The following is a 26,015-nucleotide window of genomic DNA, read 5'->3' as shown; positions in this document are numbered from 1 at the left end:
AACATCCTGCGCACGACAGGGAATCCTTCCCCACCGAACACCACGATCAGATGCTACGACCGCCTGAACCTGCCGAGGGCTTGCCCGGCTACCGGTGGGGATGGAGTGACCGAGCAGCGGGAGCGGGTCGCCGTTGCCGTTCATCGCTTCCGTCAACTGTGCGCTTCTTCCCCAGGCCGAAGGGCTTTCCCTGCCGGTGGGCGGCTCGCTGCTGTTCTTCCTGCACCACGAGGATGACCTGGAAGCGCATCCCAACGCGGACGGGCCGGAGTTCGCGCGGGTCCTGGACGTTATGTTCGAGTCGGATGTCGTGAAGCAGCTGTTCGAGGAGTTGGAGCACATCGACGAGCTGTGCGAACTGGTCGACGAGTTCTGGCCGGCGCCGGACCGGGGCTCCGTGCTCCGCATCGGCGGGTACTGCGTAGAGATCGGCGGCCAGGACGCGCCGTGGACGCAGATGGCGTCCGCCAACCTCAAGGACCGGCATGGAGCCGATCCCGACCTCCCGAGGTCGGAACGGGTCCGCCTGCGCAAAGCGGAGGAGCACCGGTTGATCCGGGAATGGGTGCCGCTCGCCCAGTTCCACACGGAAAGCGACTTTCACTACGGATGCTTCCTGACCAGTTCCGATGATCTCGCCGCCCACGGTGGGGAGGTCGGGGCTTCCGCGGCCAGTCGTTCCAGGGCCGGGCGGTGCAGGGCGAACGCCATTCGTCCGACCGCGTCGCCGGACGCCACGGTCCAGCTGGTCGCGAAGATGGCCGGCACCACGAGCAACGGCCACCACGTGCGAGTGCCCGGTTGCGGAGGCCGGGGCAGTTTCCCGACGCGCCGTGCACCCGCCGCCCAGGCCACGCCTACCGCGAACCAGGCGACGAACCCGCCGACAGCACGAAGAAGTACCCTCCCGGCGCGCTGACGCCGACGAACAGCAGGCACACCGGCACCACCGACGCGGCCACCGGCCACCACATCAATTCCCGCCTCGACATGGCTGTCCCCCCTCGGTCGTAGCCGAGGACGTCCGGCGGGCTCATGGGTTCCTGGAGGATGCTCCTGACGCCCGTTGAGCGATCGACGAGTGGCGGCGGCGGGTACGCGGATCCCGCCGGTCCGCCGGGGAGCACCGGTCGTCACTCCGGCAGCGTCGCGCCCGGCGGCCGCACGACACCCGGTTTTGTCCACTTTTTGGCCCGTACCGGTTCGATTGCCCACTTTTCTGTCTTTTCCCCGCGTGCGCCGAGTGCATACCATCCACCGCGTGTCCGGCTACAAGTTTGATTTGTTCATCAGCTACGCCCGTCGCGGGAGCGTTCAGAAATGGTTGCTGAACCACTTCCACGAAAAGCTCCTGGAGTGCCTGGCGGACCAGTTGGCGCCAACGCCGAAGGTGTACGTCGACAGGTCGATGCCGCGCGCCGTGCACTGGCCTTCCAGCCTGCGGCACGCCCTGCGGCACAGCAAGATCATGATTCAACTGCTCACGCCGCACTACTTCCAGTCGAAGTGGTGCATGGCCGAGTGGTACAGCATGTTGGAAAGGGAGAGGGTGCTGGGGCTGGCCAACCCGGAACAACCGCAGGGCCTGGTCTACCCGATCCTGTACTCGGACTCGGACAACTTCCCGCTGGAGGGGAAGGTGCGCTCCTGGCAGGACTTCAAGGAATTCGCCCACCCGGATCCCCCGTACCAGGAGACCCGCGAGTTCGTCCTCTTCCACCGCGAGGTCAACAGGGTCGCCGCCGATCTCGTCCAACTGCTCCAGCACGTGCCGCCGTGGCGACCCGACTGGCCGGACGTGGACCCGCCCGACCCCGTGCTCCCCCCGACACCCCTCCTGCCGAGGTTTTGATGACCACCGGGACCGTCATCACCTTCTACTCCTACAAGGGCGGGGTCGGGCGGAGCTTCACGCTGGCCAACGTCGCCGTCCTGCTGGCGCGCTGGGGCTACCGCGTGCTCACCATCGACTGGGACCTGGAGGCTCCCGGCCTGCACCACTACTTCAGGTCGGTGACGTCCGAGGAACCCGAGGGCGGCGTGATCGACCTCGCTTACGACTTCCTCTCGGGTGCGGAAGGACCCCGTCCGCACGCCGTCCGGATCGACGTCGAGGGCAACACCCTCGCGCTGCTGGCCGCGGGCCGGGACGACGACTCCTACACGGCCCGCGTGCAGCGCATCGACTGGGAGGACCTCTACCGGCGCGGGTTCGCCACCTTCCTGGAGCGCTGCCGGGAGCAGTGGACCGAGGACTACGACTTCGTGCTGATCGACAGCCGGACCGGCATCTCGGACATCGCCGGCATCTGCACCGCGCAGCTGCCCGACCGGCTGGCCATCGTGTTCACCGCCAACGAGCAGAACCTCAAGGACGTCGTGAACGTCGTACGGCGTGCCGACGACGCCCGGGACCGCCTGCCCTACGACCGACCGCGGCACCTCGTGCTCCCGATCCTGTCCCGGCTGGACAACCGGGTGGAGTACGAGCGCGCCGAGAGGTGGCAGCGCAAGTGCGCCGAGGTCGTCGCGCCGCTGTTCGGCAACTGGCTGGTCAAGACCGTGCCGGAGGACCTGGCGCTGCGGCACCTCACGATCCCCTACGTCTCCTACTGGAGCTTCGGCGAGCAGTTGTCCGTGCTGGAGGAGCTGGTCCCGTCGGCCGACCAGATCTCGTTCGCCCTGGAGACGGTGGCCGCCGTCCTGGCGCAGCAGTTCGACCGCACCGACCTGCTCGCCGACAACCGGGACGCCTACGTGGCGTCCGCGCGCGACCGCCGCCGGGAGTTCGCCCTCGACCTGCTGGTGTCCAGTCCGCGATCCGCGCTGCGCACCGCGGATCAGTTGATCGAGGAACTGCGCGTGCTCGGCGTAGCGGTCGAGCGGTCGTCGTCCGGCGACCCGGAGATCCTCGACCGGACCAGCGAACTGGCCGAGCACCTGTGCCTGGTGGTGGACGGGGGCTTGAGCCGCTGGCAGGTCACCGAGGCGGAGCGCTTCCTGCGCCACACGATCGGCCCGGACAGCGGCCAGCGGCGGCTGTTCTGCGTGCTGATCGACGGCACCGACCCGCAGAACCTGCCGGGCTTCCTGCGCGACCTGCGCCACCTGGTGTTCCAACCGGGTACGCGCCCCACCGGCGTGGCCCGCGAACTGCACGACCTCATCACCGGCACGTCCGCCGGTGAGGTGGACCCGGGCCTGGAAGCCCTGCGGAACGCGGCGTCCGCGCTGCGCGCCGTGCCGGACGGGATGCCCTCCGCCGGGCGGTTGTCGCTCGTCGAGCAGACCGTGCGCGGCATGTCCACCGCGCTCGACGACAGCGACCTGGCCGCGCTGCGCGACCTGTCGGTGGACCTCGACGTGCTGTCCAAGTCCCACTCGAGCGGCGGCCGGTTCACCCTGTCCGACGGCCTGCTCACCGACATCCACACCCTCCTCGACCGGATCGACCGTCGGATCGACGCGTCGACGAACTGAAAGGCGGCGCCATGCCGGAGGAATTCGCGAACGACGAGAGAGCGGCGCTCATCGTGCTGATGCTGGAGAACCGGGACGTGCCCAACGTGGAGCTCGACCGCGAGCTCAAGGTGCGGCTCGGCAGGCCCGGCCGGGAGAGGTTGAACGAGATCGGCCTGCTCCGGTCGTGGCGGGAGAAGAACCGGCTCGTGCACCGGATCACCGACGAGGGGATCACCTGGTGCCTGGAGGACCTGGCCGCGGGTGGGGCGCCGACGAGGTCGGGTCCGCTGTCGCGGGCGCACTCGGCGGTGCTCAAGATGTTCATCGAGTACCACCGCCGCCGGGGCACCCTGGCCGAGGTGATCCGCTCCGGCGGCGACCTGGAGTCGGTCATCCGGGCCGCCTACCTGGCGCTGTCGGTCAAGCCCCAGGACTGGGTCCGGCTGGCCAGGCTCCGTCCCGAGCTCGACGGCGCGGACCGGGACGAGGTGGACGACGTGCTGCTGGGGATGTTCAAGGCCGGCGAGGTCCACCTGGTGCCGGAGTCCAACCGCAAGGCGCTGACCGACGCCGACCACGCCGCGGCGATCCGGATCGGCAGCGAGGACAAGCACCTCTTGGCGATCGAGGGATCATGACCGAGCACCAACGCGAGGCGCTGGCCGCGCTCCGCTTCAACTCCGCCGAGACGCCGGACGACGTCTGGCACACCCCGCCCTCCCACGTCGAAGGTCTGCACGCCGGGGCGGAGCGCCGCATCCGGGCGGGCATCGCGGACGCTCGGGCGAGCAACGGCTCCAGCCCGATCGGCCTGGTGCTCCAGGGGCAGAAGGGCGTGGGCAAGACCCACCTGCTCGGCTCGGTCCGGCGCGTGGTGCAGGGGGAGGGGGGCTACTTCTTCCTGGTCGAGCTGACCACGGGCCCGGAGTTCTGGAACGACGTGGCCGACGCGATGCGCAGCGAGCTGCGCCGGACCACCGACGACGGCGAACTCCAGCTCACCGTGCTGCTGCGGCAGCTGTGCGAGCGGGCCGGCGTGCCCGGCGTGATCGCGGGGGCGATCCGGGGCGACGCGCCGCTCACCCCCGACGACCTGCGCAACTTCCTCCACCACCTGCGCGGGCTGGACAGCCGGGTGGTGGTCGAGTGCGGTGACACGATCCGCGCGCTCGTGCTCTACGCGTCCGAGCACTTCGACGTCGGCCTGTCCTACCTCCAGGGCGTGGAGGACGGGGGTGACGAACGCCGCTACTGGGGCCTCCAGGTCCGGCCGAAACCGTCGCGCACGCTGGTGCGGGACATCTCGCACGTGCTCGCCCTGACCGGCCCGAGCGTCGTCGCGGTCGACCAGCTGGACACGCTGGTCAACAAGAGCCAGGACGCCACCGGCGAGGTGGGGACGAACGCGGAGCTGAAGCAGGAGCTCGCGCTGGTCTCCGACGGGTTGATGCAGCTGCGCGAGACGACCAGGCGGACGCTGTCCATCGTGGCGTGCCTGCCCCACACGTGGGCGCAGCTGCACCGGATCGCGAGCGACACGGTCTCCGACCGGTTCACCGAGACCCCGATCCTGAACTCCATCGTCGACCCGCGCATCGGTCAGGCGCTGGTCGCCCGCTGGCTCGGGGTGGTCTACCAGCGCATCGGCTTCACCCCGCCCCAGCCGACCTGGCCGGTGTCGCCGGACGCGTTCGGCGACGCGTGGCTGCCCCAGACGCCGCGTCAACTGCTCAGGGTCATCCACGCGCACGCCGAGTCCTGCCTGTCCGGCGAGGTCCGGGAGCTGGGCTCGTTCACCGAGAAGCCGGTCGAGGCCCCCGCGCCCGCGCCCGTCCCCAGCGGGCCGGAGCCGGACTACTTCCAGGAGTTCGACGCCCGGTTCGAGCGGCTGCGCGCGGAGGCGGACATCTCGGCCGCCGAGCTGAAGCAGCACAACGAGGACGAGGTGATGCCGGTCCTGCTGCTGGCCGGCCTGAAGTCGTGGATCAACGAGGTCGGCAACGACGACATGGCGTGGCAGGCCGAACAGCTCCACGGCGGCAGCGACCTGCACGCCCGCCTGCTGCGCACCGTGAACGAGGACCTGGACACCGACGAGCGCTGGGGGTTCCGCCTCATCGCGAGCGGCCACGGCAACCGCGTGCTGCGCCGGATGCGCAAGGTCCGCGACACGGCCCGCTTCGGCACGGACGACCGGCACCTGGTCCTGCTCCGCAACGGCAACGACGGGTGGACGGGGGCGAAGACCAGGGCCGAGGTCGCCGCGCTGGAGCGGGCCGGTGGTCGGCGGGTCGAGATCTCGGACGACGACCTGCGGACGTTCAGCGCGTTGAAGCAGATGCTGTCCACGCAGACGCACCAGCTGCTGGCCTGGCTGGTGGCGCGCAAGCCCGCCAGCCGGACGACGTTCCTGCGGGAGGTCCTGCCCGGTCCGGGGAGGCCCGCGGCAGGCCACCAGGAGACCCGGCCGCCGCCGGGACCGATCGCGCCGACGCCGACGCCGACGCCGACGCCGACGCCGACGCCGACCGCGCCGCCGTCGCCGACGGAGATCGCGCTCGGCATCGACGGCGAGATCCGCATCGAGCTGGAGTCGCTGCGCAAGCACGCCATCGTCTTCGCGGGTTCCGGCAGCGGCAAGACCGTGCTGCTGCGGCGGATCGTCGAGGAGTGCGCCCTGCGGGGGGTGTCGGCGATCGTGCTGGACCCGAACAACGACCTGGCGCGGCTGGGTGACGCGTGGCCGGAGCCGCCCGCCGACTGGCGGTCCGGCGACGCCGGCCGCGCCGCCGAGTACCTGGCGAACACCGAGGTGGTGGTGTGGACGCCCGGCCGCGCCGGTGGGCGGCCGCTCAGCTTCCACCCGCTGCCCGACTTCGACGAGGTGCGCGGCGACGCCGACGAGTTCACCGCCTCGGTCGAGGCGGCGGTGGCCCGCCTCATCCCGCACGCCAGGGTCGACGGCGCCTCGAAGACCGCCGTGCGGGGCCAGGCGGTGCTGCGGGAGGCCCTGGCGCACTACGCGCGCACGGGCGGGCGCGACCTGTCGGACTTCGTCGACGTGCTGGCCGACCTGCCGGAGGGGGTGAGCACGCTCAGCACCGCCCGCGCGACCGCGACGGACCTGGCGGAGACGCTGCGGGCCGCGATGGTCAACGACCCGCTGCTGGGCGGTGCGGGCGAACCGACGGACCCGGCCGTGCTGCTGACCCCGGCGCCGGGCAAGCGGGCGCGCATCTCGGTGATCAGCTTCGTCGGGCTGCCGTCGGAGGAGCAGAAGCAGGGGTTCGTCAGCCAGCTCCAGCTGGAGGTGTTCGCCTGGGTCAAGCGCAACCCCGCGGTCGACCGGCCGCTGGGCGGCCTGGTGGTGATGGACGAGGCGCAGACGATCGCGCCGTCCAGCGGGTGGACGGCGAGCACCCAGAGCACGATCCTGCTGGCCTCGCAGGCCCGCAAGTACGGGTTGGGCCTGCTGCTCGCCACCCAGGCGCCGAAGGGCGTGCACAACCAGGTCGTCGGCAACGCGACCACGCAGTTCTTCGGCAGGTTGAACACCCCGGTGCAGGTCGCCGCGGCGACCGACATGGCCAGGGCCAAGGGCAGCTCGGTCGGCGACATCTCGCGGTTGGAGCGCGGTCAGTTCTACGTCACGGGCGAGACCTTCGGGTTCCGCCGGATGCGGACGCCGCTGTGCCTGAGCCACCACCCGCCGAGCCCGCTGCGGTTGGAGGAGGTGCTCGACCGGTCGCGACCCGGCCCGAGCTGAGCCCCCGGCACGACGAGACGCGCTCCCCACCCGCCGAGGGTGGGGAGCGCGTCTCGTCGTGCGCTCAGCCGACGGTGGAGGCGAGCACCGCGTCGATCCGCTGCCAGAGCGCGTCGAACAGCTCCTCCCGGCGGTAGGCGCGCGACGCGCCACCCCCGAGCACCGAGAAGTCGTGCACCTCCAGCACGGCCGCGCCCGCGCCGGTGTCGTAGACCGGCCGCGCCCAGCCGTTGGTGAGGGCGCCGTTCCCGTCGTGCCTGCCGAGCACGAAGTTCACCGTCTCGTCGCCGCCGATGCCACCGCGCTGGATGTCGAGCGCGTACACGGTGTCGCCCGCCCGCTCGACCCGCACGGCGATCCGCGCCCCGTCGACGTGCGCGGTGCCGACGAACCCGCGCCGCGCCAGGCCCGGGAGCGCCGCGGCGAACTGCTCGCCCAGGTAGCGCAGCGTCGCGTCCTGCTCGGTGTAGCGGCTGAAGGTGGCGGGCACGGCCGGCTCCGCCTCCTGGACCGGGGCGATCCCCTTGGCCCTGGTCACGACCTCGGCCACCGACGCGCGCTGTCCCCCGTGCGCCTCCGCCGCCTCGATCCGGGCCACCAGCGCCTCGGTCAGCTGGTCCGGCCGGTGGGCCGCGCCGCGCACGTAGGCCACGTGGGGGTGCAGCAGGTCCGGCGGCACGGCCACGTCGCCCAGCAGCACGGGCAGCACGTGCTCGTCCCCGGCCTTGACCGCGCGCAGCACGTCCGTGGTGAAGTCGTCCACCGCGGACACGAACGGGACGAAGAACCGCACCCGTGCGTCCGGCAGTTCGCCGCCCTCCTTGTGCGACCACCACTCGTGGGTCTGCTCGGGCCCGTGCAGCACGGTCAACCCGCGCTGCTCGAACGCCTCGACCACCTGGTCGACCGCGGCGCGCTGCTCCTCGTCGAACGACACGGCGACGTCGTACTCGCTCACAACCGAACCTCCCTGTCCACGCCGGCGCGGCGGCCGGCCGTCCTGGTCTGCGCGCCCAGCATCGGGACCCCCTGTCGACCAGAAGTGGACGAGGAGTGGATGCGCCGCCGTCGCCCGTTGCCCACCGCGCCGGGAAACGGGCAACACCTGGTCGGCCGCAGGACGCTGATGAATCATTGTTGGTGAGGGCGAAATGGTCGGTCAAAAGCCCGAATTCCATTCACCGGTTTCCTGTGGAGGTTTGTCATGTTCAAGTTCACGTCCAATTTCGTGCCCAGGGCGGGGTTGGTGCTGGCCGGTTTCTGCGCCGTTGTCGCGGTGTTCGCGTCCGTCGGTGGCGCGTCCGCGGCGTCGTTCGAGGAGTGCCCGCCGCCCGTCACCATCACCCTCGGCCCCGACGGCAACCCCTGGTACGGCTGATCGCCCGGCGAATGCGCCCGGCCGTGGCGCGGGTATTCCGCGCCACGGCCGGGCGATTGCGCCGGACGGGACGTGGTGGTGTACTCGACGACGGCCGACCAGGAGGCTCAGGTGAGTGGATCGTTCGGTGAATTACTCCGTGAATGCCGCGTGGCCGCGGGCCTGTCGATAGGTCAGCTGGCCAAGCGCGTGCACTACAGCAAGGGTTATCTCAGCAAGGTCGAGAACGACCTGAAGCTGCCGCACGAGACCATGGCGCGGCTCTGCGACGGGGTGCTGGACGCGGGCGGCGGCCTCATCGAGGCGGCCCGCTCGGCACGCGACCGGGTCGTCGACGCCGGGCTCACGCTCGACCGCCGCCAGGTGCTGGTCGCGGGCACGGTGCTCGGCATGGCGCTCGCGGGCGGACCGCGGCCGGCGCTGGACGAGCGGGTGGTCGCCGGGATGCGGACCTCGTTCGAGCAGCTGCGCGCCCTCGGTGTGCAGACCAGCCCCGTGGTGGTGCTCGAACCGCTGGTCGCCCTGCTGCGCACGGTGCACGCGCTCGCGCTGGAGAACCCCGAGCCGACCAGGGGAAGGCTGCTGCTGCTCGCCGCGCGGATCGCGGAGTACACGGGGTGGATGAACCAGGAGGCGGGCGACGAGCAGCGCGCGCTGGCGTGGACCCGGCACGCCTCGGAGCTGGCGCGGGTTGGCGGCGACCGGGAGATCGTGAGCTACGCGTTCGTCCGGGAGGCCGGGCTCGCGCTCTACCGGCAGGACGCGGCGAACACCGTCGACCTGGCCCGGCAGGCGCAGCTGGTCGACCGGGCGGGCCCGCGGACCCTGGCCCTGGCCGCCCGCCGGGAAGCCCAGGGACACGCCCTGGCCGGCGACCGCGCCTCCTTCGACCGCGCGCTGGACCGCGCCGTCCGGCTGTTCGACGTGTCCACCCCGGACACCCGGCCCTACCCCGTGCTCGGCTCGACCGCGCCCGATCCCGCGGAACTGGCCAGGGGGTGGTCGCTGTGCGACCTCGGCCGGGCGGAGGAGTCGGCGGCCGTCCTGGACCGGGAGCTGGTCCGGCTGCCGGCGGCGTCGCGCCGCTCGCGGGCCCGGTTCGGCGCCCGCCGGTCGCTCGCCCACGCGCTCGCGGGCGAGATCGACCAGAGCTGCGCGACGCTGGTGGGCACGCTCGACGACGTGGCGCACGTCGACTCGGCGACCGTGCGGACCGACCTGCGGGAGCTGGCCAGGACCCTCGGGCGCTGGCACAACCACGGCGCGGTCCGGGAGGTCTACCCCGAGCTGCGTCGGGTGCTGGGGCAGCGGTACTGACCGCCGTGCCCGGCGGGTCGCGCTCCCGGCGGCCCGCCGGGCCCGACGGCGTGCGTCAGCGGCACCCGCAGGTCAGGGCCGCGTGCTCCGCCCGGACCTCGTCCGCCTCGGGCTGGCCGAGCGCGGCGAACTCGGCCTCGGCCGCGTCCCAGTGCCCGGCGGCGTCGGTGTGCTGCCCCAGCGCGTGCAGCACCTGCGCGGCGCCGCGGTGCGCGCGGGCCCCGTGGCCGCGGTTCCCGGCTCCGGTCGCCAGGTCCAGCGCCGCCCGGTAGGCGCGCAGCGCGCCCACCCGGTCGCCGCCCGCCTGCGCGGTCGCGGCGCGGTCGAGGTAGAGCCTGGTGCGCAGGTCGGTGTTGGACACGTCGGCCGCCACCACCCTGGCCCGCTCGTGGTGGTGCGCGGCCTCGGCCAGCCTGCCCTGCGAGCGGTGCACGTTGCCGGTGTAGTTCAACGCGTAGGCCGCCAGGCAGTCGTCGCCCAGCCCGGCGGCCAGGTCGTACGCCTCCAGGTGGGAGACCAGCGCCTCGTCGGCCAGGCCGAGCCGCTGCTGCACCGTGCCCAGGTTGTTCAACGCGTGCGCCAACCCGTGCACGTGGTCGACCTCGCGCAGCACCGGCACCGCGGCCCGGTGCTGGCGCAGCGCCAGGTCGAGGTGGCCGCGCTCCTCGTTGAGCACGCCCAGCATGCTCAACGCGTGCGCCTGGCCGCGCCGGTCCCCGCACCGCTCGTACTTCCCCAGCGCGGCCCCGAAGCGCTCGATCGCCTCGGCGTGCCGGCCGAGCTGCATCAGGGAGATGGCGATCGAGCACAGCGCGGACGCCTCGCCGGGCGCGTCGTCCAGCCGCTCCCACGCCGACAGCGCGCGGGTGGCCAGCCCCAGCGCGTCGTCCAGCCGCCCGAGCCGGTCGTAGGCGGTGGCCAGCCGGAGCAGCACGTGCGCCCGGCCGTGGTCCTCGTCCGGCTCGGCGGACACGACCTCCCAGGCCAGCTCCACGGTCTCGACCCAGTCCTCGAACCGGCTGGTGGTCTGGAAGTGGCGCCAGGTCAGCACCGCCAGCCGCCACACGTGGCCGGGCAGGTCGCGCCCGGCGGCGCAGCGGATCGCGGCCACCAGGTTGTCCCGCTCGGCGGCGATCCACGTCGTGGCGTCGTGCTTGTCCCCGAAGACGGGGACCACCCGGCTGGTGCGGTGCACCGCGGGCAGGTGCGCGCGGTCGAAGGGGTAGGCGGTGCCCACCGCGCCCGACAGGCCCACCAGGTAGAAGTCGAGCAGCCGCAGCAGGGCGTCCGCGCGCTCGGTCGGCGAGGTCGGGGGCGGCTCGGCCGCGGCGAACTCCTTGAGCGGGTCCAGCATCCGGTAGCGCTCGGGGGCGACCTCCTCCAGCAGGCACACCTCGTGCAGGTCGTCGAGCACCGCGCGGGTCCCGGTGACGTCGCGCGCCGCCAGCGCCGCCGCGCCGACCACGTCGAGGTCCGGCCCCGGCAGGTGGCCGAACAGCCGGAACAGCTCCCGCTGCGGCTCGTCGAGCTGGAGGTAGGACACCCGCACCGCGGCGGTGCCGTCCTCGTCGGAGGTGTCGGCGCGCCACGGCCCGCTCTCCTCCAGCAGCCGCAGCAGGTGCTCCAGCGGCCACCGGTCGTGCCGGCGGAACACCGCCGCCGCCAGCCGGATCGGCATCGGCAGGTGCCCGCACCGCTTGACCACCCCGGTCACGTCGGCCGACCGGCCGCGCAGGCGCGACGGGCCCACCAGCGTGCGGAACAGCGCGAACGCGTCCTCGGCCGGCAGCGGGGCGAGCCGGACCTGCTCGCCGGTGTCCGGCTCGCCCACCCGCCTGCTGGTCACGACCGCCAGGCACCCCGGCGCCTCCGGCAGCAGCGGCCGCACCTGCTCCGGCGAGTGCGCGTTGTCCAGCACCACCAGCGTCCTGGTGCCGTACAGCTCCGTCTGGTACAGCGTGAACTTCCGGTTCACCGAGGCCGGGACCTGCTCGGGCGGCACGCCCAGCTCCACCAGCAGCCGGGTGAGCGCGTCCGAGACGGTCACCGGGGACAGGTTCGGCGTGTACCCGTCCAGCCGCACCAGCAGCTGCCCGTCCGGGAACCGGTCCCGCAGCCGGTGCGCCGCCTCGACCGCCAGACCGGTCTTGCCCACGCCCGGCGCGCCGCTCACCCACACCGCCCGGCGCTCGCCCGGCGTCGCGGCGACCGCCTCGACCACCTCCAGCTCCGCCTCCCGACCGGTGAACCCGCCCGGCCGCGACGGCAGCGAACCGGCCGGCTCACCGCGTTCGGCCCGCGCGACGAGCTTGCGCAGCACCGGCCCCGGCTCCACGCCCTCCTCGGCGAGCGCGGCCCCGGTGCCGTGGAACACCCGGACCGCCCCGACCCGGTCACCACCGGCGATCAGGGCCCGCATGAGCAGCTCGGCGTGCCGCTGCCGGGCCGGGTCGGCGCGCACCACCGGGCGCAGCCGGTCCCGCGCCGACCGGTGGTCGCCCGCGTTCAGCTCCAGCTCGGCCAGGTCCCCGACCGCGTCGAGGTAGCCGTCGTCCGGGTGCATCACCTCGGTGCCGCCGACCCGGTCGACGTCGATGTCCTCCAGGAACCGCCCGCGCCACAGGTCGACCGCCACGCGCAGCAGCTCGACCGCCCGGCGCGGGTCCTCCGCGCGCACCGCCTCGGCCTCCGCGCGCAGCCGGGCGAACCGGGCGGTGTCGATCCGGTCCTCGTCGACCCGCAGCAGGTAGCCGGTCGGCGTGGTCTCGATCGCCACGTCGCCCGCGCCCCGGAAGGCGATGCGCAGCTTGTTGATGTAGCCGCGCACCAGGCCGCGGCGCTCCTGGTTGCCGCCCCACACGATCTCCGTCAGCCGGTCGGTGGACACCGGTCTGTTCACGTGCAGCAGGAGCACGACGAGGACGAACCGCTGCTGCTGGTCGCCCAGCTGCACCCGGTCGCCCCCGTGCCACGCCTCCAGCGGGCCGAGCATCAGGAATTCCACGCCACCTCCCGGTTCGCGAGCTTGATGTCTGCGGCAGATGTCGCACAAGCGGCCGTCCGTGTGTCCGAATCCGCCTTGCGTCCACCTTCGGTAGACAAACACCGGCCACGCTCCGCCTTGTCCGCAAAAGGTGTGAGAAGGAGGAACCGCGTGGGGTCCGATGTGCTGCCGTGCTACGTGGCGTGCGACGTGTCGCCGTCGATGACGGACCACCTCGACGAGGTGAACGCCGGCCTCCGCGAGTTCCGCGGCGCCGTCCACGCCGACCCGCCGGCCGCCGCGCGGACCAGGGTCTGCGTGATCGGGTTCGCGGCGACGGCCACCGTGCTGCAACCGCTGCGCCCCGCGGCGGAGCTCACCGGGCTGCGCGCCCCGGTCGCCCGCGCGGGGACCGACTTCGGCCCCGCGTTCACCCTCCTGCGCGAGACCATCGCCCACGACGTCCGCACCCTGGAGGCACAGCGGCTCCGCGTCCACCGCCCGGTCGTGTTCTTCGCCTCCGACGGCCGGTGCACCGACCCGGCGACCTGGCCCGGGGCGTTCGCCGCGCTGGTGGACCCCTCCTGGCCGGCCCACCCGACCGTGATCGCCTTCGGCCTCGGCGCCGCCGACCGCGGCACGCTCGACCGCATCGGCACGTCCGGCGTCTTCCTCGGCCAGGACGGCATCCGCCTCGGCACCGCCCTGGCCGTGTCGGTGGTCCGACCGACCCGGCGTTCCGGCCGGACCGGGCCATCCACGACGCGTCCACTTCCGCTCCACGGGCCGGACGCACCCTGCGTCGGAGAACACCGTGCAGATCAACGGGGGTGAGCCGATGAACGCGTACGCGGAGCTGGTCCGGGAGCTGAAGTCGCTCCGCAAGGGCCGCGGCGTGCTGGCCGGCGGGATCGGGGACCGGGTGGGTCCGGTGCTGCGCGCCGCCTGCGGGGTGGGCGACGGCGACGAGCCGGGGACCATCCGCCGGAAGGTGTCCGACCGGCTCTCCGAGCTGGCCGGGCAGCTGCCGGTGGACCTGCGGCTGCCCACGCTCGCGGCGTTCGCCATCGACACCGAGGTCCGGCTGCCGCTGTACCAGGACCGGGTGAACTGGGCGGCGGTCAGGATGGACCGCGACCCGCGCACGGTGCGCCGCCGGGTCGACGAGGCCATCAACCACCTCGCCGAACTGGCCGTCGCCGCGCCGCGCGACCGGTCGGGAGGGCGGACGGGCGGCTGGCGCACCGCCGAGCTGCACGCCGTGCTGGCCCTGGACCTGCCCCGGCCCGAGGTGATCGAGCGGCACCGGGTCGTCGCCGACCGGGGTGACCTGCGCGAACTGCCCCTGGCGCCCCCGCTCCCGCTGGACCGGCCCGACCTGGACGTCCGGGTGCTCTACGGCGGCACCCTGGTCGACCGGGGCGCGCCGACCCTGGCCCTGCCGGCCCCGGTCCCCGAGGACCACCCGCACGACTTCGCGATCAGCTTCCGCCCGCCGAGCGCGGACGCGGTGCGGTCCTACCTCGTGTACGTGCCGACGAAGCCGTGCGACCTGCTGGACCTGAGGGTGCGCTTCGGTCGCACCCCCGTCCCGCCGCGCGTGTGGGCGCTGTGCGGGGCGGACCGCGACGAGGGCGCCGAGCCGACCGACCGCGGCCACCCGCACCCGGTGGACCAGGCCGGCGAGGTCCACCTGAGCTTCCGCCACCTCGTCCCGGGCACGGCCCACGGGGTGCGGTGGGAGGTGGCGGGTGATTAGGCGGGGCTCCTGGCGCGCCCCGGGGCTTCTTCACGCACCGCTTGACCCTGACGCGACGTCAGGCTTGACGATGGCGCCATGACCGACACGTTCCCCGCTTTCGACATCAGCCCCGTGCCGCGACCGGAACCCGGCGTCGAGGCCCCGGAGTTGTTCCGCGGGCTCTACGGGATGCCCATGTTCGTCACGGTGCCGACCTCCGACCTGGCGGCGTCGACGGAGTTCTGGGTCCGCGGGCTCGGGTTCTTCGACCTGTTCTCGGTGCCCGGGCAGATCGTGCACCTCCGGCGCTGGGCGTTCCAGGACGTCCTGCTCGTGCCGGGTGGGACGGCGGAGGGGGCGCCGGCGCTGAGCGTCAGCTTCTCCTGCGTGCTGGACCAGCTCGACGGGATCGCGGCCGCGTGCGAGGAAGCGTCGCCGGGGTCGACCTCGGGACCTCGGCACAGGCCGTGGAACTCGGTGGAGCTGGAGGTCGTCACCCCGGAGAACGCCCGGGTGATCATGACCGCCGCCCGGCCGTACGACCCGGGCAGCGCCGAGGCGCGGTACCTCCGCGACATGGGGATCGAGGGGCCCGAGGGGTGATCCCCGGGGGGAGCAAGCGCAGCCTGGACCGGGGCTCGGCTGCCACACTGGGCGGTGTGGGGTTCCGACCTGACGACGGGTCCGCGGTGGCCGGCGGGATGACCGTCGGCACCGCGGCCTCCCTCGTGGGCGTCACCGTCCGGACCCTCCACCACTGGGACGCGATCGGGCTCGTCCGCCCCTCCGGCCGCACGGCCGCCGGCTACCGGCTCTACACGGCCGCCGACGTCGCCCGCGTCCACCGGGTGCTCGTCTACCGGGAACTGGACGTGCCCCTCGACCACATCGCGGGGCTGCTGGACGGGTCGGCGGACGAGGTGGCCGAATCGCTGTCGCGCCAGCGGGACCGGCTCCACGAGCGCATCCTGCGCCTGCGGGGGATGGCGGAGGCGCTCGACCGGGTGGTGGAGGCCAGGGACCGCGGCACCCTGCTGTCGGCGGAGGAGCAGGTCGCGATCTTCGGCGAGCACTGGCGGCCCGCCTGGTACGCGGAAGCACGTGACCGGTGGGGGGACACCGGGCAGTGGGCGCAGCACGCCGAACGCGCGGCGGGCCGGAGCGCGGAGGACTGGCGGCGGATCGCCGACGACGTCCGGGCGCTCGACGGGGACCTGGCCGCGGCCCTGCGGGACGGGGTGCGGCCCGGCGACGACGAGGCGAACGCGCTCGCCGAACGGCACCGCGCGTCCATCGGCGCCTACTTCGACTGCACGCACTCCATGCACGTCTGCCTGGGCCGCCGGTACACCACCGAGCCGGGGTTCACGGCCCACTACGACGGTGTCGAACCCGGGCTGGCCGAGTGGCTGAGCCGGATCATCGACGCCAACGCCCGCGCCCGGGGCGTCGACCCCGAGACCGCGACCTGGGGTGAGACCCACCCGGGGCGCTCGCCGGCCGGCGCGTCACACCCCGTCGCGCCGGCGGAACACCGAGAGCAGGCCGCGCCGCTCGTGCTCCGCCCGCCAGCCCTGCCACCACTTGCCCCAGCCGCCGTTCGGCCGCTCCGCGCCCAAGCCGTCCCCGGTCGGCTGGAGCGCGCCGCCGACCCGGTCCAGGAACCTGCCCCGGCGCTTGCGCAGGGCGGCGGGCAGGGTCTCCTCGACCAGGATGTGCCGGTACGCCTGCCGCTCCAGCTGCCGCCACGCGACGACCACCGCCGCGATCCGGTGCGGCGGGGCGTCGGCCAGTTCCACGCGCACCGCCCGCCGGTAGGCGGGCAGGAACACCGGCGCGTGCTCGTCGAGCGCGCGGGAGAGCAGGTCGCGGTGCAGCGCCGGATCGGCGCGGAGCACGAACGACGCGGCCGCGGCCACCAGCCCGTGGCCGACCCCGTCGGGCAGGGAGTTCGCGGCGGCCAGCGCGGACAGGAGCACCCGCTCGCTGCCTCGGCCCGGCACCGCGCCGCGGAGGTGGACGATCCTCCTGGCCGCGTCGAGCGCGGTGTGGTCGCGCTGCTCCAGCAGGCCCGCCACGGGGGAGCGCAGCAGCTCGTCGACCAGCCTGCCGTCCGAGGGGTCCGGCTCACCCGCCCGGTCGAGCACCCGGGCCACGATCCGCGCGGCCAGGCCGCTGTCCACCAGGACCCCGGGGCGCACCTGCCGGACCAGGCGGACGGCGTCCTCGGCCGACGGGTCCCCCGGCCACAGGACGGGGCCGAACAGCCGCCAGTCGACCTGCTGCGTGCGCGTGCCGTCGAGCATCACCCGCACCGGGTCGAGCGCGCCGTGCCGGGCCAGCACCAGGTCCGCGAGCAGCCGGATCCGGTCGGTGCCCCGGCCCGCCAGCAGGCGCGCCACCTCCGGCGGCGTCGTGGTGGCCAGCCGGGCGGTCTCGCGCGGGTTGGCGAGCCTGCGCTCCAGCACCCGGATCAGCGCGTCGACCAGCGCGCCGTGCCCGGCCAGGCGGGTCAGCGCGGGGTGCGGCGCCGAGGAGGCCAGCGCGGGGACCACCACGCGCTCGGCGACGTCGTCCAGGTCCGCCGCCGAGAGCTCCGGCGCCCACAGCCGGTCGTCGCCGCTCAGCGCCGTGATGAAGTAGGCGCCGAACAGCTCCGCGGGCACCGCCTCGCGCCGGTCGCGGGCCGCGCGCAGCACCTCCGACCACCCGGCCGCGTCCACCGGGCCGCTGTCGCGCACCTGGTCCGAGAGCCGCTGCCAGCCCGCCGCCGACAGGCGCCCGGTCAGCCGCTCCACGGCCATCCGCGCGGCGGTGAGCAGCAGGTCCCGGTCGGCCGGGGCGCGCACCGGCAGGTCGAACGCCACCTCCAGCAGGACCGCGAAGACCTCCAGGTCGGCCGCGGCGAGGGCGGGCCGCGCCTCGCCGGCCAGGCGCAGCGCGGTGGGCACCGAGTCGCGCTCCCACAGCTGGGCCAGCGCCGACGCGTACCGCGTGCCACTCGGGTCCGGCGGTGGCGTCGAGGTCAGGTCGATGGCGGTGACGTCGCCGTGAGTTGGCGGCGGCGCGTCCGGCGTCGTGCAGGTGATCAGCGCGGTCGACTCCGCCGGCCGCGCCGCGCGGGTGGTGAACGTGACCGCCGACCCGAGCGGGTGGGGTAAGGAGCGGCACGTGGCGGAGATCCACAGCGCCGCGGTCCGGTCGTCCGGCACCACCAGCACCAGCCGGCCCCGCCCGGCCGCCAGCGCCTGCTGCACCGCGCCGAGCACGCGCTCCAACCCGGCGGCGTGGCCCGCCGCGAACCGCGGGGTGGTGGCCGGGCCCGCGTCGTCACCGGGGACCAGCGAGGCCACCTCCGGCAGCTCGGGGCCCACCGCCGGGTCGCGCGCCCAGGCCGGGCCGCCCCACAGGTCGATCGGCAGGAGGCCCTCCAGCTCGCGCTCGACGTCGTCGAACAGCAGGGCGTGGAAGAAGTGCGCGCGGCCGGCGGGGTCCGCGCACCGGCTCTGGACCAGGGCCGCCACGCGCCCGGCCGACAGGAAACCGAGGCCGATCGCGTTCCCCGGCGCCGGTCCGCTCGCGCCGGCCCGGACCGCCAGCTCCACCAGCTGCCGCGGCGTGCCGGGGGTCATCGCGCCGATCCACGGGGGGCCGCCGTCCCCGCGCGCGGTGAAGTGCAGTTGGCGGACCGCCATCACTTCCCCCCTCGTCCTGGTCGCCGCTCCGGTCGTACCCGCATTGTCGTGGCCGGTGGCGGTGCGCGACAGGGCCGGCGCGACGGCCGCCGGTCACCGCTCCGGCAAGCCCGACTCCCACGCCCACGCGGCGATCTCGACCCGGTTGCGGGCGCCCAGCTTCGCCTGCACGCTCGCCAGGTGCGTCTTGACCGTGCCGACGGTGACGTGCAGGGCGTGCGCCACCTCGGCGTTCGTGCGCCCGCGCGCCACCAGCAGCACCACGTCCAGCTCCCGGGGCGACAGCGGCACGTCGCGGGGCGCGGGGCGGCTGGTCGCCAGCTCCCGGAGCATCCGCACGGTGATCGCCGGGCTCACCAGGGCCTCGCCCGAGGCGGCCGCCCGGATCGCCTCGACCAGCAGGGTCGCGCCGGAGGTCTTGAGCACGAAACCGCACGCCCCGTGGAGCAGGGCGTCGCGCACGTGCTCGTCGTCGTCGAAGGTGGTGACCACGACGACCTTCGGGCCGCTGATCCGGCGCAGCGCCGCCAGCCCGTCCAGGCGGGGCATCCGGATGTCCATCAGGACCACGTCCGGGGCCAGGTCCCGCGCCATCGCCACGGCCTCCACGCCGTCGACCGCCTCGCCCACCACCTCGATGTCGGGCTGGGCGGACAGGATCATCCGGAAGCCGGTGCGGACCATCGCCTGGTCGTCGGCGAGCAGCACGGTGATCGTCACCCCCGGGCCCCGATCGGCAGGCTCGCCCCGACCGCCCAGCCGTGCGGTCCGGGGCCGGCGGACAGGTCGCCGCCCGCGGCCGCGACGCGTTCGCGCAGGCCCCGCAGGCCGAAGCCGTCGCGGTGCTCCGGGGCGGGGCGGCCGTCGTCGGTCACGTGGATCTCCAGGTGCGTGGCGGTGCGGTGGAGCACCACGTCGACGGTGGTCGCGTCGCGCGCGTGCTTGTGCGCGTTGGTCAGCGCCTCCATGACGACGCGGTAGGCCGCGGTGGAGGTCATCGGGGCGACGTCGGTGAACGGACCGCGCAGGTCGAGCGCGCCGGGGAGGCCCGAGGTGCGGCGGAAGCGCTCGACCAGGGTCGGCACCTCGGCCAGGCCGGGCGCCTCGTCGTCGGAGGGGGCGCGCAGCAGGCCGACCAGGCGGCGCATGGCGTCGACCGCCTCGGTGCCGGCGCGCTCGATCTCCCGGAGGGCGGGGAGCACGAGGTCGGGGCGGTGGTCGGCGACCGCGGCGGCGCCCTGCGCCCGCACCACCATGCCGGTGACGTGGTGGGCGACGAAGTCGTGCAGGTCGCGGGCGAACTCGACGCGTTGCGCGACCCGCGCCCGCTCCGCCTGCCGCGCCCGGGTGGTGGCGGTCAGCCGCGCCGCCAAGCCGCCGGTCACGGCCACCGCGACGCCGAGCGACAGCACCAGCACGCCGAGCACGGGCCGGAAGCCGCTGAGGTCGTCGAGGTCGCCGCGCACGGGTTGGACCATGATGGCCACCGCGGCGGCGGGCACCACGAACGCCATCCACCGGTGGTCCCCGCGCCACACCAGCAGGGCCAGGACGCCGAGCAGGGCGGCGGTGGCGGACAGGGGGAAGGGCAGGCCGGTCGACGGGTCGTGCCGGGTCACCCACCACGTGACCGCCGCGCCGAGCACCTGCGCGGCGGACAGCACACCCACCCCGAGCGGACCCGCCCACGCGGCGCCCAGCGCGACCGCCGACGTCGCCACCGCCCACACCAGGCGCAGGGGGTCGTCGCCGCTGAACTCGCCCAGCCGCAGGTCGACCAGGCCGAGTCCGGCGAGCGCGCACGCGGCGACCAGCCAGCAGGCCGCTGTTCGGGTGGAGAACCGCACGGGATCAGGGTAGAGACCGCCCCGCCGTCACCGGATCCCTCGGGAGAAGGTCTGCCGAAAGGAGGAGGCGGCCCGACAAGACCCGTCGGGAGGAGGAGGCCCCCACGGCACGCCACCCCGCAAGCTGACGACCGAGCCAGAGGAGGTCGGCATGTGGGACGACGTGGGGTACGCGGGCGTCGGGATCGAGTCGTGGCACGTCCTCGTGCCGCTGCTCGCGGTGTGGTGCGCGGTGCTCGTGGCGCGGGCGGTGCGGGGGCGGCCGGGGTGGACCGGCACGCACCTGGCGACGCGGGTGGTGGTCGCGCTCTACGTCGCGGGGGTCGCGCACTTCACGCTGTTCCCGATCGACGTGCAGCGGGGTCCGGGCGAGCCCGGGTTACCGTGGTACTCGCAGGTCAACCCCATCCCGCTGCTGACCGCCGACGCGCCGTCGTTCGTGCTCAACGTGGCGATGCTGGTGCCGTTCGGCGTGCTGCTGCCGCTGGTCGCGGCCCGCGCGGTGGGCGTCGGGCGGGTGGCGGCGATGTCGCTGGCGTTCAGCGGGGCGATCGAGGTGGCGCAGTTGCTGGTCTACGTCCTCGCGGGCAGCGGGCGCAGCGTCGACGTCAACGACCTCGTCGCGAACACCCTGGGCGGTGTGCTCGGGTACCTGCTGGTCAGGTCCCTGCCCGTGCTGCACCGCACCGCGCTGCCCGGTTCGTCGCTCGCCTGAGCCCCGGGCAGCGCGGCACGCCGCCCGGTGGTCAGGTGGTGGGCACGACGCTCGTGGTCGACGGGACCGGTCCGGTGGTCGACGGCGGGGCCGACTGCGTGGCCGACTGCGTGGACGGGACCGGCTGCGTGGACGGGGCCGAGGGGAGGGGGGAGAGCGACGGCGGGGGAGTGGTCGTGGTGGTGGAGGTCGGGGTGTTCGGGATGACGGCCGCGAACGGCACACCGGAGATCTCCCGGCACCCGCGGTCGTCGTGCTCGACGCGGGGGCGCGGGTACTGGTTGTCCTCGCGCCGGCTGTAGCAGCCGTACCACGGCGTCTCGATCGGGCGGCCGTCCTCGTCGTAGAGGTACACGTCGGTCAGCGGCTTGCCGTCCTTGTCGAACACGTAGATGTTCGTCGGCGCGGACTGCTGCGGGTTGTTGTAGACCGACACCGGGGTGGTCGGGCGGTCCAGCCCGCCCACCAGCGAGCCGAGGATGAGCAGCAGCGAGCCGAGGGCGAAACCGGTGGCGGGCAGGCTGATCCACAGCCAGCGCCGGTCGGTCCTCGCCTTGGGGCCCGCGACCAGCGACAGCGCGCCGAGCAGCAGGGCCAGCAGGAGGGTGCTGTCGAAGCGGTACACCAGCGCGCCCGCCGCCACCACGAGCAGCGCCCGGACCACCCACCACGCCGGTTGCAGGGCGCGCAGGGAGAGGAGGACGTGGCCCGCCTCGGACCGCTCGGCGCGGCCGAGCGCGTCGCGCAGCGCCCTGGTCTCCGGCAGGGCTTCGACCTGCGGCAGGAGCTCCTTGCGCCAGAACACCAGCCCGGCGGCGACGGCGGCGAGGAGGGCGGTGAGCGCCACCAGCGCCTCGCCGTCGCCGCCCTGGAGGGCGAAGCCGAACGCGACGGCGGTGAAGACGACCAGCGCCCAGAACGCGAACCGCGCCAGGAACGCGGTCCTGATCGCGCCCGTCCCCGTACCCGCCCCCGGCTGCCCGGCGGCACGCGGCGGGTAACCGGCGGCGACGCGCAGCTCGCGGGCGTAGACCTCCGGCGTGCCCAGCCGCTCGGTCAGGGCGTCCGAGGAGAACCCCTCGCCCATCTCCTCGGCGACCTCGGCCACGTGCGCCTCGGCGTCGTCCAGGATCTCGCCCACCTCGGTGGCGGGCAGGTCGGACAGCTCCGCGCGCATCCGGGCGACGTAGTCGCGCACCTCGGCGCTGGTCTGCGTGTTCATGCCGAATCCCCCAACAGGTCGTCGAGCGTGTGCGCGAACGACTTCCAGGTCTGGCCCGACTCGCGCAGGCGCACCCGGCCCGGCTCGTTGAGGCTGTAGTACTTGCGGTGCGGGCCCTCTTCGCTGGGCACGACGTAGGACGTGAGCAGGCCGGCGTTGTAGAGCCGGCGCAGGGTGCCGTAGACCGACGCGTCGCCGACGCCGTCCAGGCCGCCCTGGCGGAGCCTGCGGAGCACGTCGTACCCGTAGCCATCCTCTTTGCGCAGCACCGCGAGGACGGCGAGGTCCAGCACCCCCTTGAGCAGTTGACTGGTGTCCATCAGCCCTCCCCCGGTGGTGTGCTGTGAACACTACTACGGAAAGCGCAGTAGCTTGCGATCGGGGGTAGCACGATCAGGTCACGGTCGACCGGTGGCACCGAGTGCCGGTGGCGTCGCCGGTGGCGGGCGGGACCCCGCCGGGGCGCGGCGTGGTCGGCATCATCCGGGCGGGTCGCGTCGGCGGGTCACCCCCATGCGCAGCGCGGTCGGGGCTTGCCCTATGATCAAGGTCATGAGCGAAATTCTCCTGATCGCCGCAACGATCATGGAAACGTGCTGGATGCGCTACAGCTGATCGGCCGCTGAACCCCGTGGGTCGGCCGCACGGCCAACGGGGGGCCGGACCTCGCGGGGTCCGGCCCCGACACGTGTCGCGCGGAGTTCCGGTGGCGTGCCGGGAAGACGTCCGGGGAGCCGCCTGGTTCGACTTTCCGGGATGCCCGTGTCGCCGGAGGTCGGGAAAACCGCCCCCGCGGTCCGTCGTCAGTCGTCCGGGCGCTCGCGAATGCTGTCGAGGTGCGCCTGGACGACCCTCGCCGTCGGGTCGTTGGTCGACAGGAACAGGGAGAGCGCCTGGCGCCAGGCCTGCGCCGCGGCCCGCTCCTGTCCCATGAACACCATCACCCGCCCGAGCAGGTGCAGGCACCTGGCCTGCGCGGTGACGTCGTGGAGTTCGTCAGCGAGCGAGGCGGCTTCCGCGGCGTGGTCGTGCGCCGAACCGAGGTCGCCGTGGTCGAACTCGATGGCCGCGAGGGTCATGAGCGCGTGACCGGTCTCGATCCGGTCGCCCGTCAACCGGTGGATCCGGAGCGCCCGTTGGCAGTGCTCGAGCGCCCGGTCCGGCTCCCCCAACGCCTGGTGCAGGGCGGCCAGGGCGGTCAGCGTCGCCCCCTGGCCCCGGACGTGGCCGATCTCCACCCGGATGCGCAGGGCTTCGTCGAAGCTCCGCTTGGCCTCGGCCAGGTTGCCCGAGCGGTGGTGGGCCATGCCGATCCGGTGGTGGCCGAACGCCTCCCCCTCGCCCCCTCCGAGCTCGTGGTTGATCTCCAGCGCTCGTCCGTAGAGCTCCAGGGCCTTCCGGTCGTCGCCCCGCTCGAAGTGCACGGTGCCCAGGTTGTGCAGGCACACCGCCTCGCCGGGGCGGTGGCCCTGTTCGCGCGCGATGTCCAGCCCCGCCAGGAGGTGCTCGAACGCCTCGTCCACCCGGTGCACGTTCAGGTACATCAACCCGAGGTTGTTGAGGGTGCCGATCTCCGCGTCGACCTGACCGGTGGCCCGGGCGGACCCCAGGGCCAGTTCGTGGCTCGTCAGGAGGTCGTCGTGGTAGCCGGACCGCTCGAACACCTCCTGGACCGCCGCCGGGATGCGCCAGGCGTGCTCGTGGAACCCGTGGGCGGAGGCGAGCCTGGTGGCCGCGACGAGGTTCTCCCGTTCGAGGGCGCACCAGTCCAGGGCGTCCTGGTCCGTCGCGAACAGCAGGGGGATCACCTCGACCGGGGTCGGCAGGGCGGGGATCGGCGGGCTCTGCGGCGACAGCCTCCCGCAGGCCTCCGCGCTGGTGAGCACGTACCAGGTGAGCAGCCGCTCGATCGCGTCCCGTCGCGCTCCGGGCGAGTCGCACTCCTGCGCGCGTCCCGCCGCGTACTCGCGCAGCAGGTCGTGTATGCGGTAGCGGTTCGCCACGTCGTGGTCGAGGAGGTTGACCCGGGCGAGGTTCGCGAGGAGCCTGGCGGCCTCCCTGGACGAGGTCCCCGCGAGCGCCGCCGTGCACTCACCGCTCACCCGGCTGCCGGGGTGGAGCCCCATCAGGCGGAACAGCCGGGCCGCGTCCGACACCAGGGCCTCGTAGGACCAGGAGAACACCGCCGAGAGGCTGATCGCCTCCTCGTCCTCCTCGTCCAGGAAGAGCAGGTCGCGGTGGGCCTTGAGCTGCTCGGCCAGTTGGCCCGGCGTTTCGCGCGGGCGATCGGCGATGTGCCGCCCGGTGATCTTGAGCGCCAGGGGGAGGCCGTTGGACAGGCGCGCGATCTCCAGCAGTCCCCGCTCGTCGTCGGCGGCGCGGTCGTCCTTGATCGTCGAGCGCAGCAGGTCGAGGCTCTCCTCGACGTTCATCTCCGGGACCGCCAGGGTGTGCGCGCCCTCGCGGATCGCCAGGAACCGCAGCCGGTCCCGGCTCGTCAGCAGCATGAAGCAGTCGGAGGTGACGTCGAGCAGCGGGAGGACCTGCTCCGCGTCGCGCACGTTGTCCAGCACGAGCAGCGTCCTGCGGTTGGCGAGCGCCCTGCTGAGCACGACCGGTCGGCGTCCGGGATCGACGGGTATCTGGTCCGCCGGCACGCCGAGCCGGTCGAGGAGCATCGAGATCGCGTGGTCGGGCGTCAACGGCCGGCCGCTGCCGTACCCCCTCATGTCGAGCAGGACCATGCCGTCCGGGAAGTCGTCGCGGTGCCGGTGCGCCCAGTGGACGGCCAGTTCCGTCTTGCCGACGCCGGGCATCCCGTGCAGCGCCACGATGGGGTCGGCGGGGCCCGCGTCGAGGAACGAGTCCAGGCGGCGCAGAAGCTCCAGCCTGCCGGTGAACCCCGGCACCTGCCGGGGGAAGCGGTACGGCCGCGCGTCCACCGGTGCGGCGGACCGGGCCGCGTGGTCGGGTTCGCCGGTCGGGGGTTCGGTGAGCAGCCTGTGGTACAGCCGGTCGAGTTCGGCGGAGGTCTCGGTGCCGAACTCGTTGGCTAATCGTCTGCGGAACTGCATGTAGAACGAGGTCGCGCCGTGCCGGTCCCCCATTCCGTCCAAAGCGGTCATCCGGATGCGGGCGAGCGTGTCGTCGTGCGGGTGCTGCTCCAACAGCGGCACCAGGTCGCGCATCACCCCGGCGTACTCGCGCAGCTCTACCCGCGCTTGGAGAAGGGCGTGGTGCGCGTGGAGCAGATCGATGCTCTCCATGTCGTTCCGTCTTTTTGCGGCCCACTCGCCGCGGATGTCGGCTAAGGGGACCCCGCGCCAGAGCCCGATCGCCTCGGTCAAGATCAGTTTTGCTTCCGCGTGGTTCTCGGTGGCGCTGGCCGCTCGGCCCGCTTCGACCATTCGCAGGAATCGGTGGTAGTCGACGAGGTTTTGGTCGAGGTCCAGTCGGTAGGTCTCCCCCTCATGGGTGACCCGGTACTCCACCCCGGCTCTGGCGAGCGCTCCTCGGATCCTGCTCATCAGCGACTGGAGGTTGCTCCGGACCCCGTCGTGGACCTTCCCCGGCCACAGGGCCTGGATGATGGTCTCGACCGGTACAGGGCGTTTCACCTGGAGCAGCAGCAGTGCCAGGAGCGCTCGTTGCTTCTTCGCGCCCAGGTCGACCTTCGTGGCTCCGACCTGCAGCGATGTTTGACCCAAGATCGTGAACTCCACCAGTGCCACCCCCTCGGTGGTACCGGGTGCGCAACGGAGACGTGCACTCGGTCCGATCGATCCCTCCCTTGCGCATTAGCGTATCGTCCGGTGCCGCCGCATCGACACGGTTCTGCATGCCAACTGCAGGTCGACTGGCGAACTCACTCGGATGCTTGTCCTCGAGG

At 73.5% G+C, this 26,015-nt stretch carries 18 protein-coding genes and 2 pseudogenes; 12 read left to right on the top strand and 8 right to left on the bottom strand.

The window, feature by feature from the left end; genetic code table 11:
• Nucleotides 1-121: 121 nt before the first annotated feature.
• The 5 genes and pseudogenes from Q5530_RS33115 to Q5530_RS33095 all read left to right on the top strand — a co-directional run.
• Nucleotides 122-919, top strand: a pseudogene (locus tag Q5530_RS33115) (hypothetical protein); the annotation flags it as partial.
• Between the two features lie 342 nt (nt 920-1,261).
• Nucleotides 1,262-1,852 (top strand): TIR domain-containing protein, encoded by a 591-nt coding sequence (locus tag Q5530_RS33110; RefSeq protein ID WP_415366737.1) that lies wholly within the window; start codon nt 1,262-1,264, stop codon nt 1,850-1,852.
• A complete protein-coding gene (locus Q5530_RS33105; RefSeq protein WP_415366736.1) occupies nt 1,852-3,480 on the top strand; it encodes a tyrosine-protein kinase family protein in 1,629 nt (542 codons plus the stop codon). Before Q5530_RS33110 ends, Q5530_RS33105 begins: the two co-directional genes overlap by 1 nt.
• A gap of 11 nt (nt 3,481-3,491) precedes the next feature.
• Complete coding sequence (locus Q5530_RS33100) at nt 3,492-4,100, top strand: hypothetical protein (protein ID WP_415366735.1); 609 nt, start codon at nt 3,492-3,494, stop codon at nt 4,098-4,100.
• On the top strand, nt 4,097-7,228 hold the full coding sequence (locus tag Q5530_RS33095; protein WP_415366734.1) for an ATP-binding protein: 3,132 nt from the start codon (nt 4,097-4,099) through the stop codon (nt 7,226-7,228). Before Q5530_RS33100 ends, Q5530_RS33095 begins: the two co-directional genes overlap by 4 nt.
• A 64-nt stretch (nt 7,229-7,292) precedes the next feature.
• Here Q5530_RS33095 and Q5530_RS33090 read toward each other — a convergent pair whose 3' ends face one another.
• Nucleotides 7,293-8,186: a hypothetical protein gene (locus Q5530_RS33090; protein ID WP_415366733.1), complete on the bottom strand. Its 894-nt coding sequence runs from the start codon at nt 8,184-8,186 to the stop codon at nt 7,293-7,295.
• A gap of 246 nt (nt 8,187-8,432) precedes the next feature.
• Between Q5530_RS33090 and Q5530_RS33085 the strand changes: the two genes are divergently transcribed.
• A complete protein-coding gene (locus Q5530_RS33085) occupies nt 8,433-8,606 on the top strand; it encodes a hypothetical protein (protein ID WP_415366732.1) in 174 nt (57 codons plus the stop codon).
• Nucleotides 8,607-8,678: 72 nt separating this feature from the next.
• The gene (locus Q5530_RS33080; RefSeq protein ID WP_415366731.1) at nt 8,679-9,923 is read left to right on the top strand and encodes a helix-turn-helix domain-containing protein; all 1,245 of its coding nucleotides are present in this window, start codon (nt 8,679-8,681) and stop codon (nt 9,921-9,923) included.
• A gap of 55 nt (nt 9,924-9,978) precedes the next feature.
• On the opposite strand, the gene Q5530_RS33075 is transcribed toward Q5530_RS33080, so the two are convergent.
• On the bottom strand, nt 9,979-12,927 hold the full coding sequence (locus tag Q5530_RS33075) for a BTAD domain-containing putative transcriptional regulator (protein WP_415366729.1): 2,949 nt from the start codon (nt 12,925-12,927) through the stop codon (nt 9,979-9,981).
• Between the two features lie 150 nt (nt 12,928-13,077).
• Between Q5530_RS33075 and Q5530_RS33070 the strand changes: the two genes are divergently transcribed.
• From Q5530_RS33070 to Q5530_RS33055, 4 genes and pseudogenes are all read left to right on the top strand, one after another.
• Entirely contained in the window at nt 13,078-13,740 is a 663-nt protein-coding gene (locus tag Q5530_RS33070) for a vWA domain-containing protein (protein WP_415366728.1), read from the top strand.
• 4 nt (nt 13,741-13,744) lie between these two features.
• Nucleotides 13,745-14,665 (top strand): hypothetical protein, encoded by a 921-nt coding sequence (locus tag Q5530_RS33065; RefSeq protein ID WP_415366727.1) that lies wholly within the window; start codon nt 13,745-13,747, stop codon nt 14,663-14,665.
• 78 nt (nt 14,666-14,743) lie between these two features.
• Nucleotides 14,744-15,250, top strand: coding sequence for a VOC family protein (locus tag Q5530_RS33060; protein WP_415366726.1), 507 nt, complete (start codon nt 14,744-14,746; stop codon nt 15,248-15,250).
• Nucleotides 15,251-15,348: 98 nt separating this feature from the next.
• Nucleotides 15,349-16,068 (top strand): annotated as a pseudogene (locus tag Q5530_RS33055) (MerR family transcriptional regulator); the annotation flags it as partial.
• Between the two features lie 87 nt (nt 16,069-16,155).
• Here the strand turns inward: Q5530_RS33055 and Q5530_RS33050 are convergent.
• The 3 genes from Q5530_RS33050 to Q5530_RS33040 form a co-directional block, all read right to left on the bottom strand.
• A complete protein-coding gene (locus Q5530_RS33050) occupies nt 16,156-18,342 on the bottom strand; it encodes a hypothetical protein (protein ID WP_415366725.1) in 2,187 nt (728 codons plus the stop codon).
• 93 nt (nt 18,343-18,435) lie between these two features.
• Nucleotides 18,436-19,062: a response regulator gene (locus Q5530_RS33045; protein WP_380641181.1), complete on the bottom strand. Its 627-nt coding sequence runs from the start codon at nt 19,060-19,062 to the stop codon at nt 18,436-18,438.
• Nucleotides 19,059-20,189, bottom strand: coding sequence for a sensor histidine kinase (locus tag Q5530_RS33040; protein WP_415366724.1), 1,131 nt, complete (start codon nt 20,187-20,189; stop codon nt 19,059-19,061). The genes Q5530_RS33045 and Q5530_RS33040 overlap by 4 nt, the downstream gene beginning before the upstream one ends.
• A 151-nt stretch (nt 20,190-20,340) precedes the next feature.
• Between Q5530_RS33040 and Q5530_RS33035 the strand changes: the two genes are divergently transcribed.
• Nucleotides 20,341-20,904 (top strand): VanZ family protein, encoded by a 564-nt coding sequence (locus Q5530_RS33035; RefSeq protein ID WP_415366723.1) that lies wholly within the window; start codon nt 20,341-20,343, stop codon nt 20,902-20,904.
• 31 nt (nt 20,905-20,935) lie between these two features.
• Here Q5530_RS33035 and Q5530_RS33030 read toward each other — a convergent pair whose 3' ends face one another.
• The 3 genes from Q5530_RS33030 to Q5530_RS33020 form a co-directional block, all read right to left on the bottom strand.
• A complete protein-coding gene (locus tag Q5530_RS33030) occupies nt 20,936-22,126 on the bottom strand; it encodes a DUF1700 domain-containing protein (RefSeq protein ID WP_415366722.1) in 1,191 nt (396 codons plus the stop codon).
• Entirely contained in the window at nt 22,123-22,446 is a 324-nt protein-coding gene (locus Q5530_RS33025; RefSeq protein ID WP_380641189.1) for a PadR family transcriptional regulator, read from the bottom strand. The genes Q5530_RS33030 and Q5530_RS33025 overlap by 4 nt, the downstream gene beginning before the upstream one ends.
• Before the next feature lie 483 nt (nt 22,447-22,929).
• Complete coding sequence (locus Q5530_RS33020; protein ID WP_415366721.1) at nt 22,930-25,848, bottom strand: AfsR/SARP family transcriptional regulator; 2,919 nt, start codon at nt 25,846-25,848, stop codon at nt 22,930-22,932.
• Nucleotides 25,849-26,015: the final 167 nt, after the last annotated feature.

This window comes from Saccharothrix sp. BKS2 (assembly GCF_047689505.1).
Classification (GTDB): Bacteria; Actinomycetota; Actinomycetes; order Mycobacteriales; family Pseudonocardiaceae; genus Actinosynnema; species Actinosynnema lopnurensis.
This window is presented reverse-complemented; position numbering and strand designations above follow the sequence as displayed.

What these genes read in the sequence shown, in the direction of transcription:
- Q5530_RS33065 (WP_415366727.1), top strand. Translation starts at nt 13,745, where the DNA reads ATGAACGCGTACGCGGAGCTGGTCCGGGAGCTGAAGTCGCTCCGCAAG.
- Q5530_RS33050 (WP_415366725.1), bottom strand. Translation starts at nt 18,342, where the DNA reads ATGGCGGTCCGCCAACTGCACTTCACCGCGCGCGGGGACGGCGGCCCC.
- Q5530_RS33025 (WP_380641189.1), bottom strand. Translation starts at nt 22,446, where the DNA reads ATGGACACCAGTCAACTGCTCAAGGGGGTGCTGGACCTCGCCGTCCTC.
- Q5530_RS33100 (WP_415366735.1), top strand. Translation starts at nt 3,492, where the DNA reads ATGCCGGAGGAATTCGCGAACGACGAGAGAGCGGCGCTCATCGTGCTG.
- Q5530_RS33035 (WP_415366723.1), top strand. Translation starts at nt 20,341, where the DNA reads ATGTGGGACGACGTGGGGTACGCGGGCGTCGGGATCGAGTCGTGGCAC.
- Q5530_RS33030 (WP_415366722.1), bottom strand. Translation starts at nt 22,126, where the DNA reads ATGAACACGCAGACCAGCGCCGAGGTGCGCGACTACGTCGCCCGGATG.
- Q5530_RS33085 (WP_415366732.1), top strand. Translation starts at nt 8,433, where the DNA reads ATGTTCAAGTTCACGTCCAATTTCGTGCCCAGGGCGGGGTTGGTGCTG.
- Q5530_RS33095 (WP_415366734.1), top strand. Translation starts at nt 4,097, where the DNA reads ATGACCGAGCACCAACGCGAGGCGCTGGCCGCGCTCCGCTTCAACTCC.
- Q5530_RS33060 (WP_415366726.1), top strand. Translation starts at nt 14,744, where the DNA reads ATGACCGACACGTTCCCCGCTTTCGACATCAGCCCCGTGCCGCGACCG.
- Q5530_RS33105 (WP_415366736.1), top strand. Translation starts at nt 1,852, where the DNA reads ATGACCACCGGGACCGTCATCACCTTCTACTCCTACAAGGGCGGGGTC.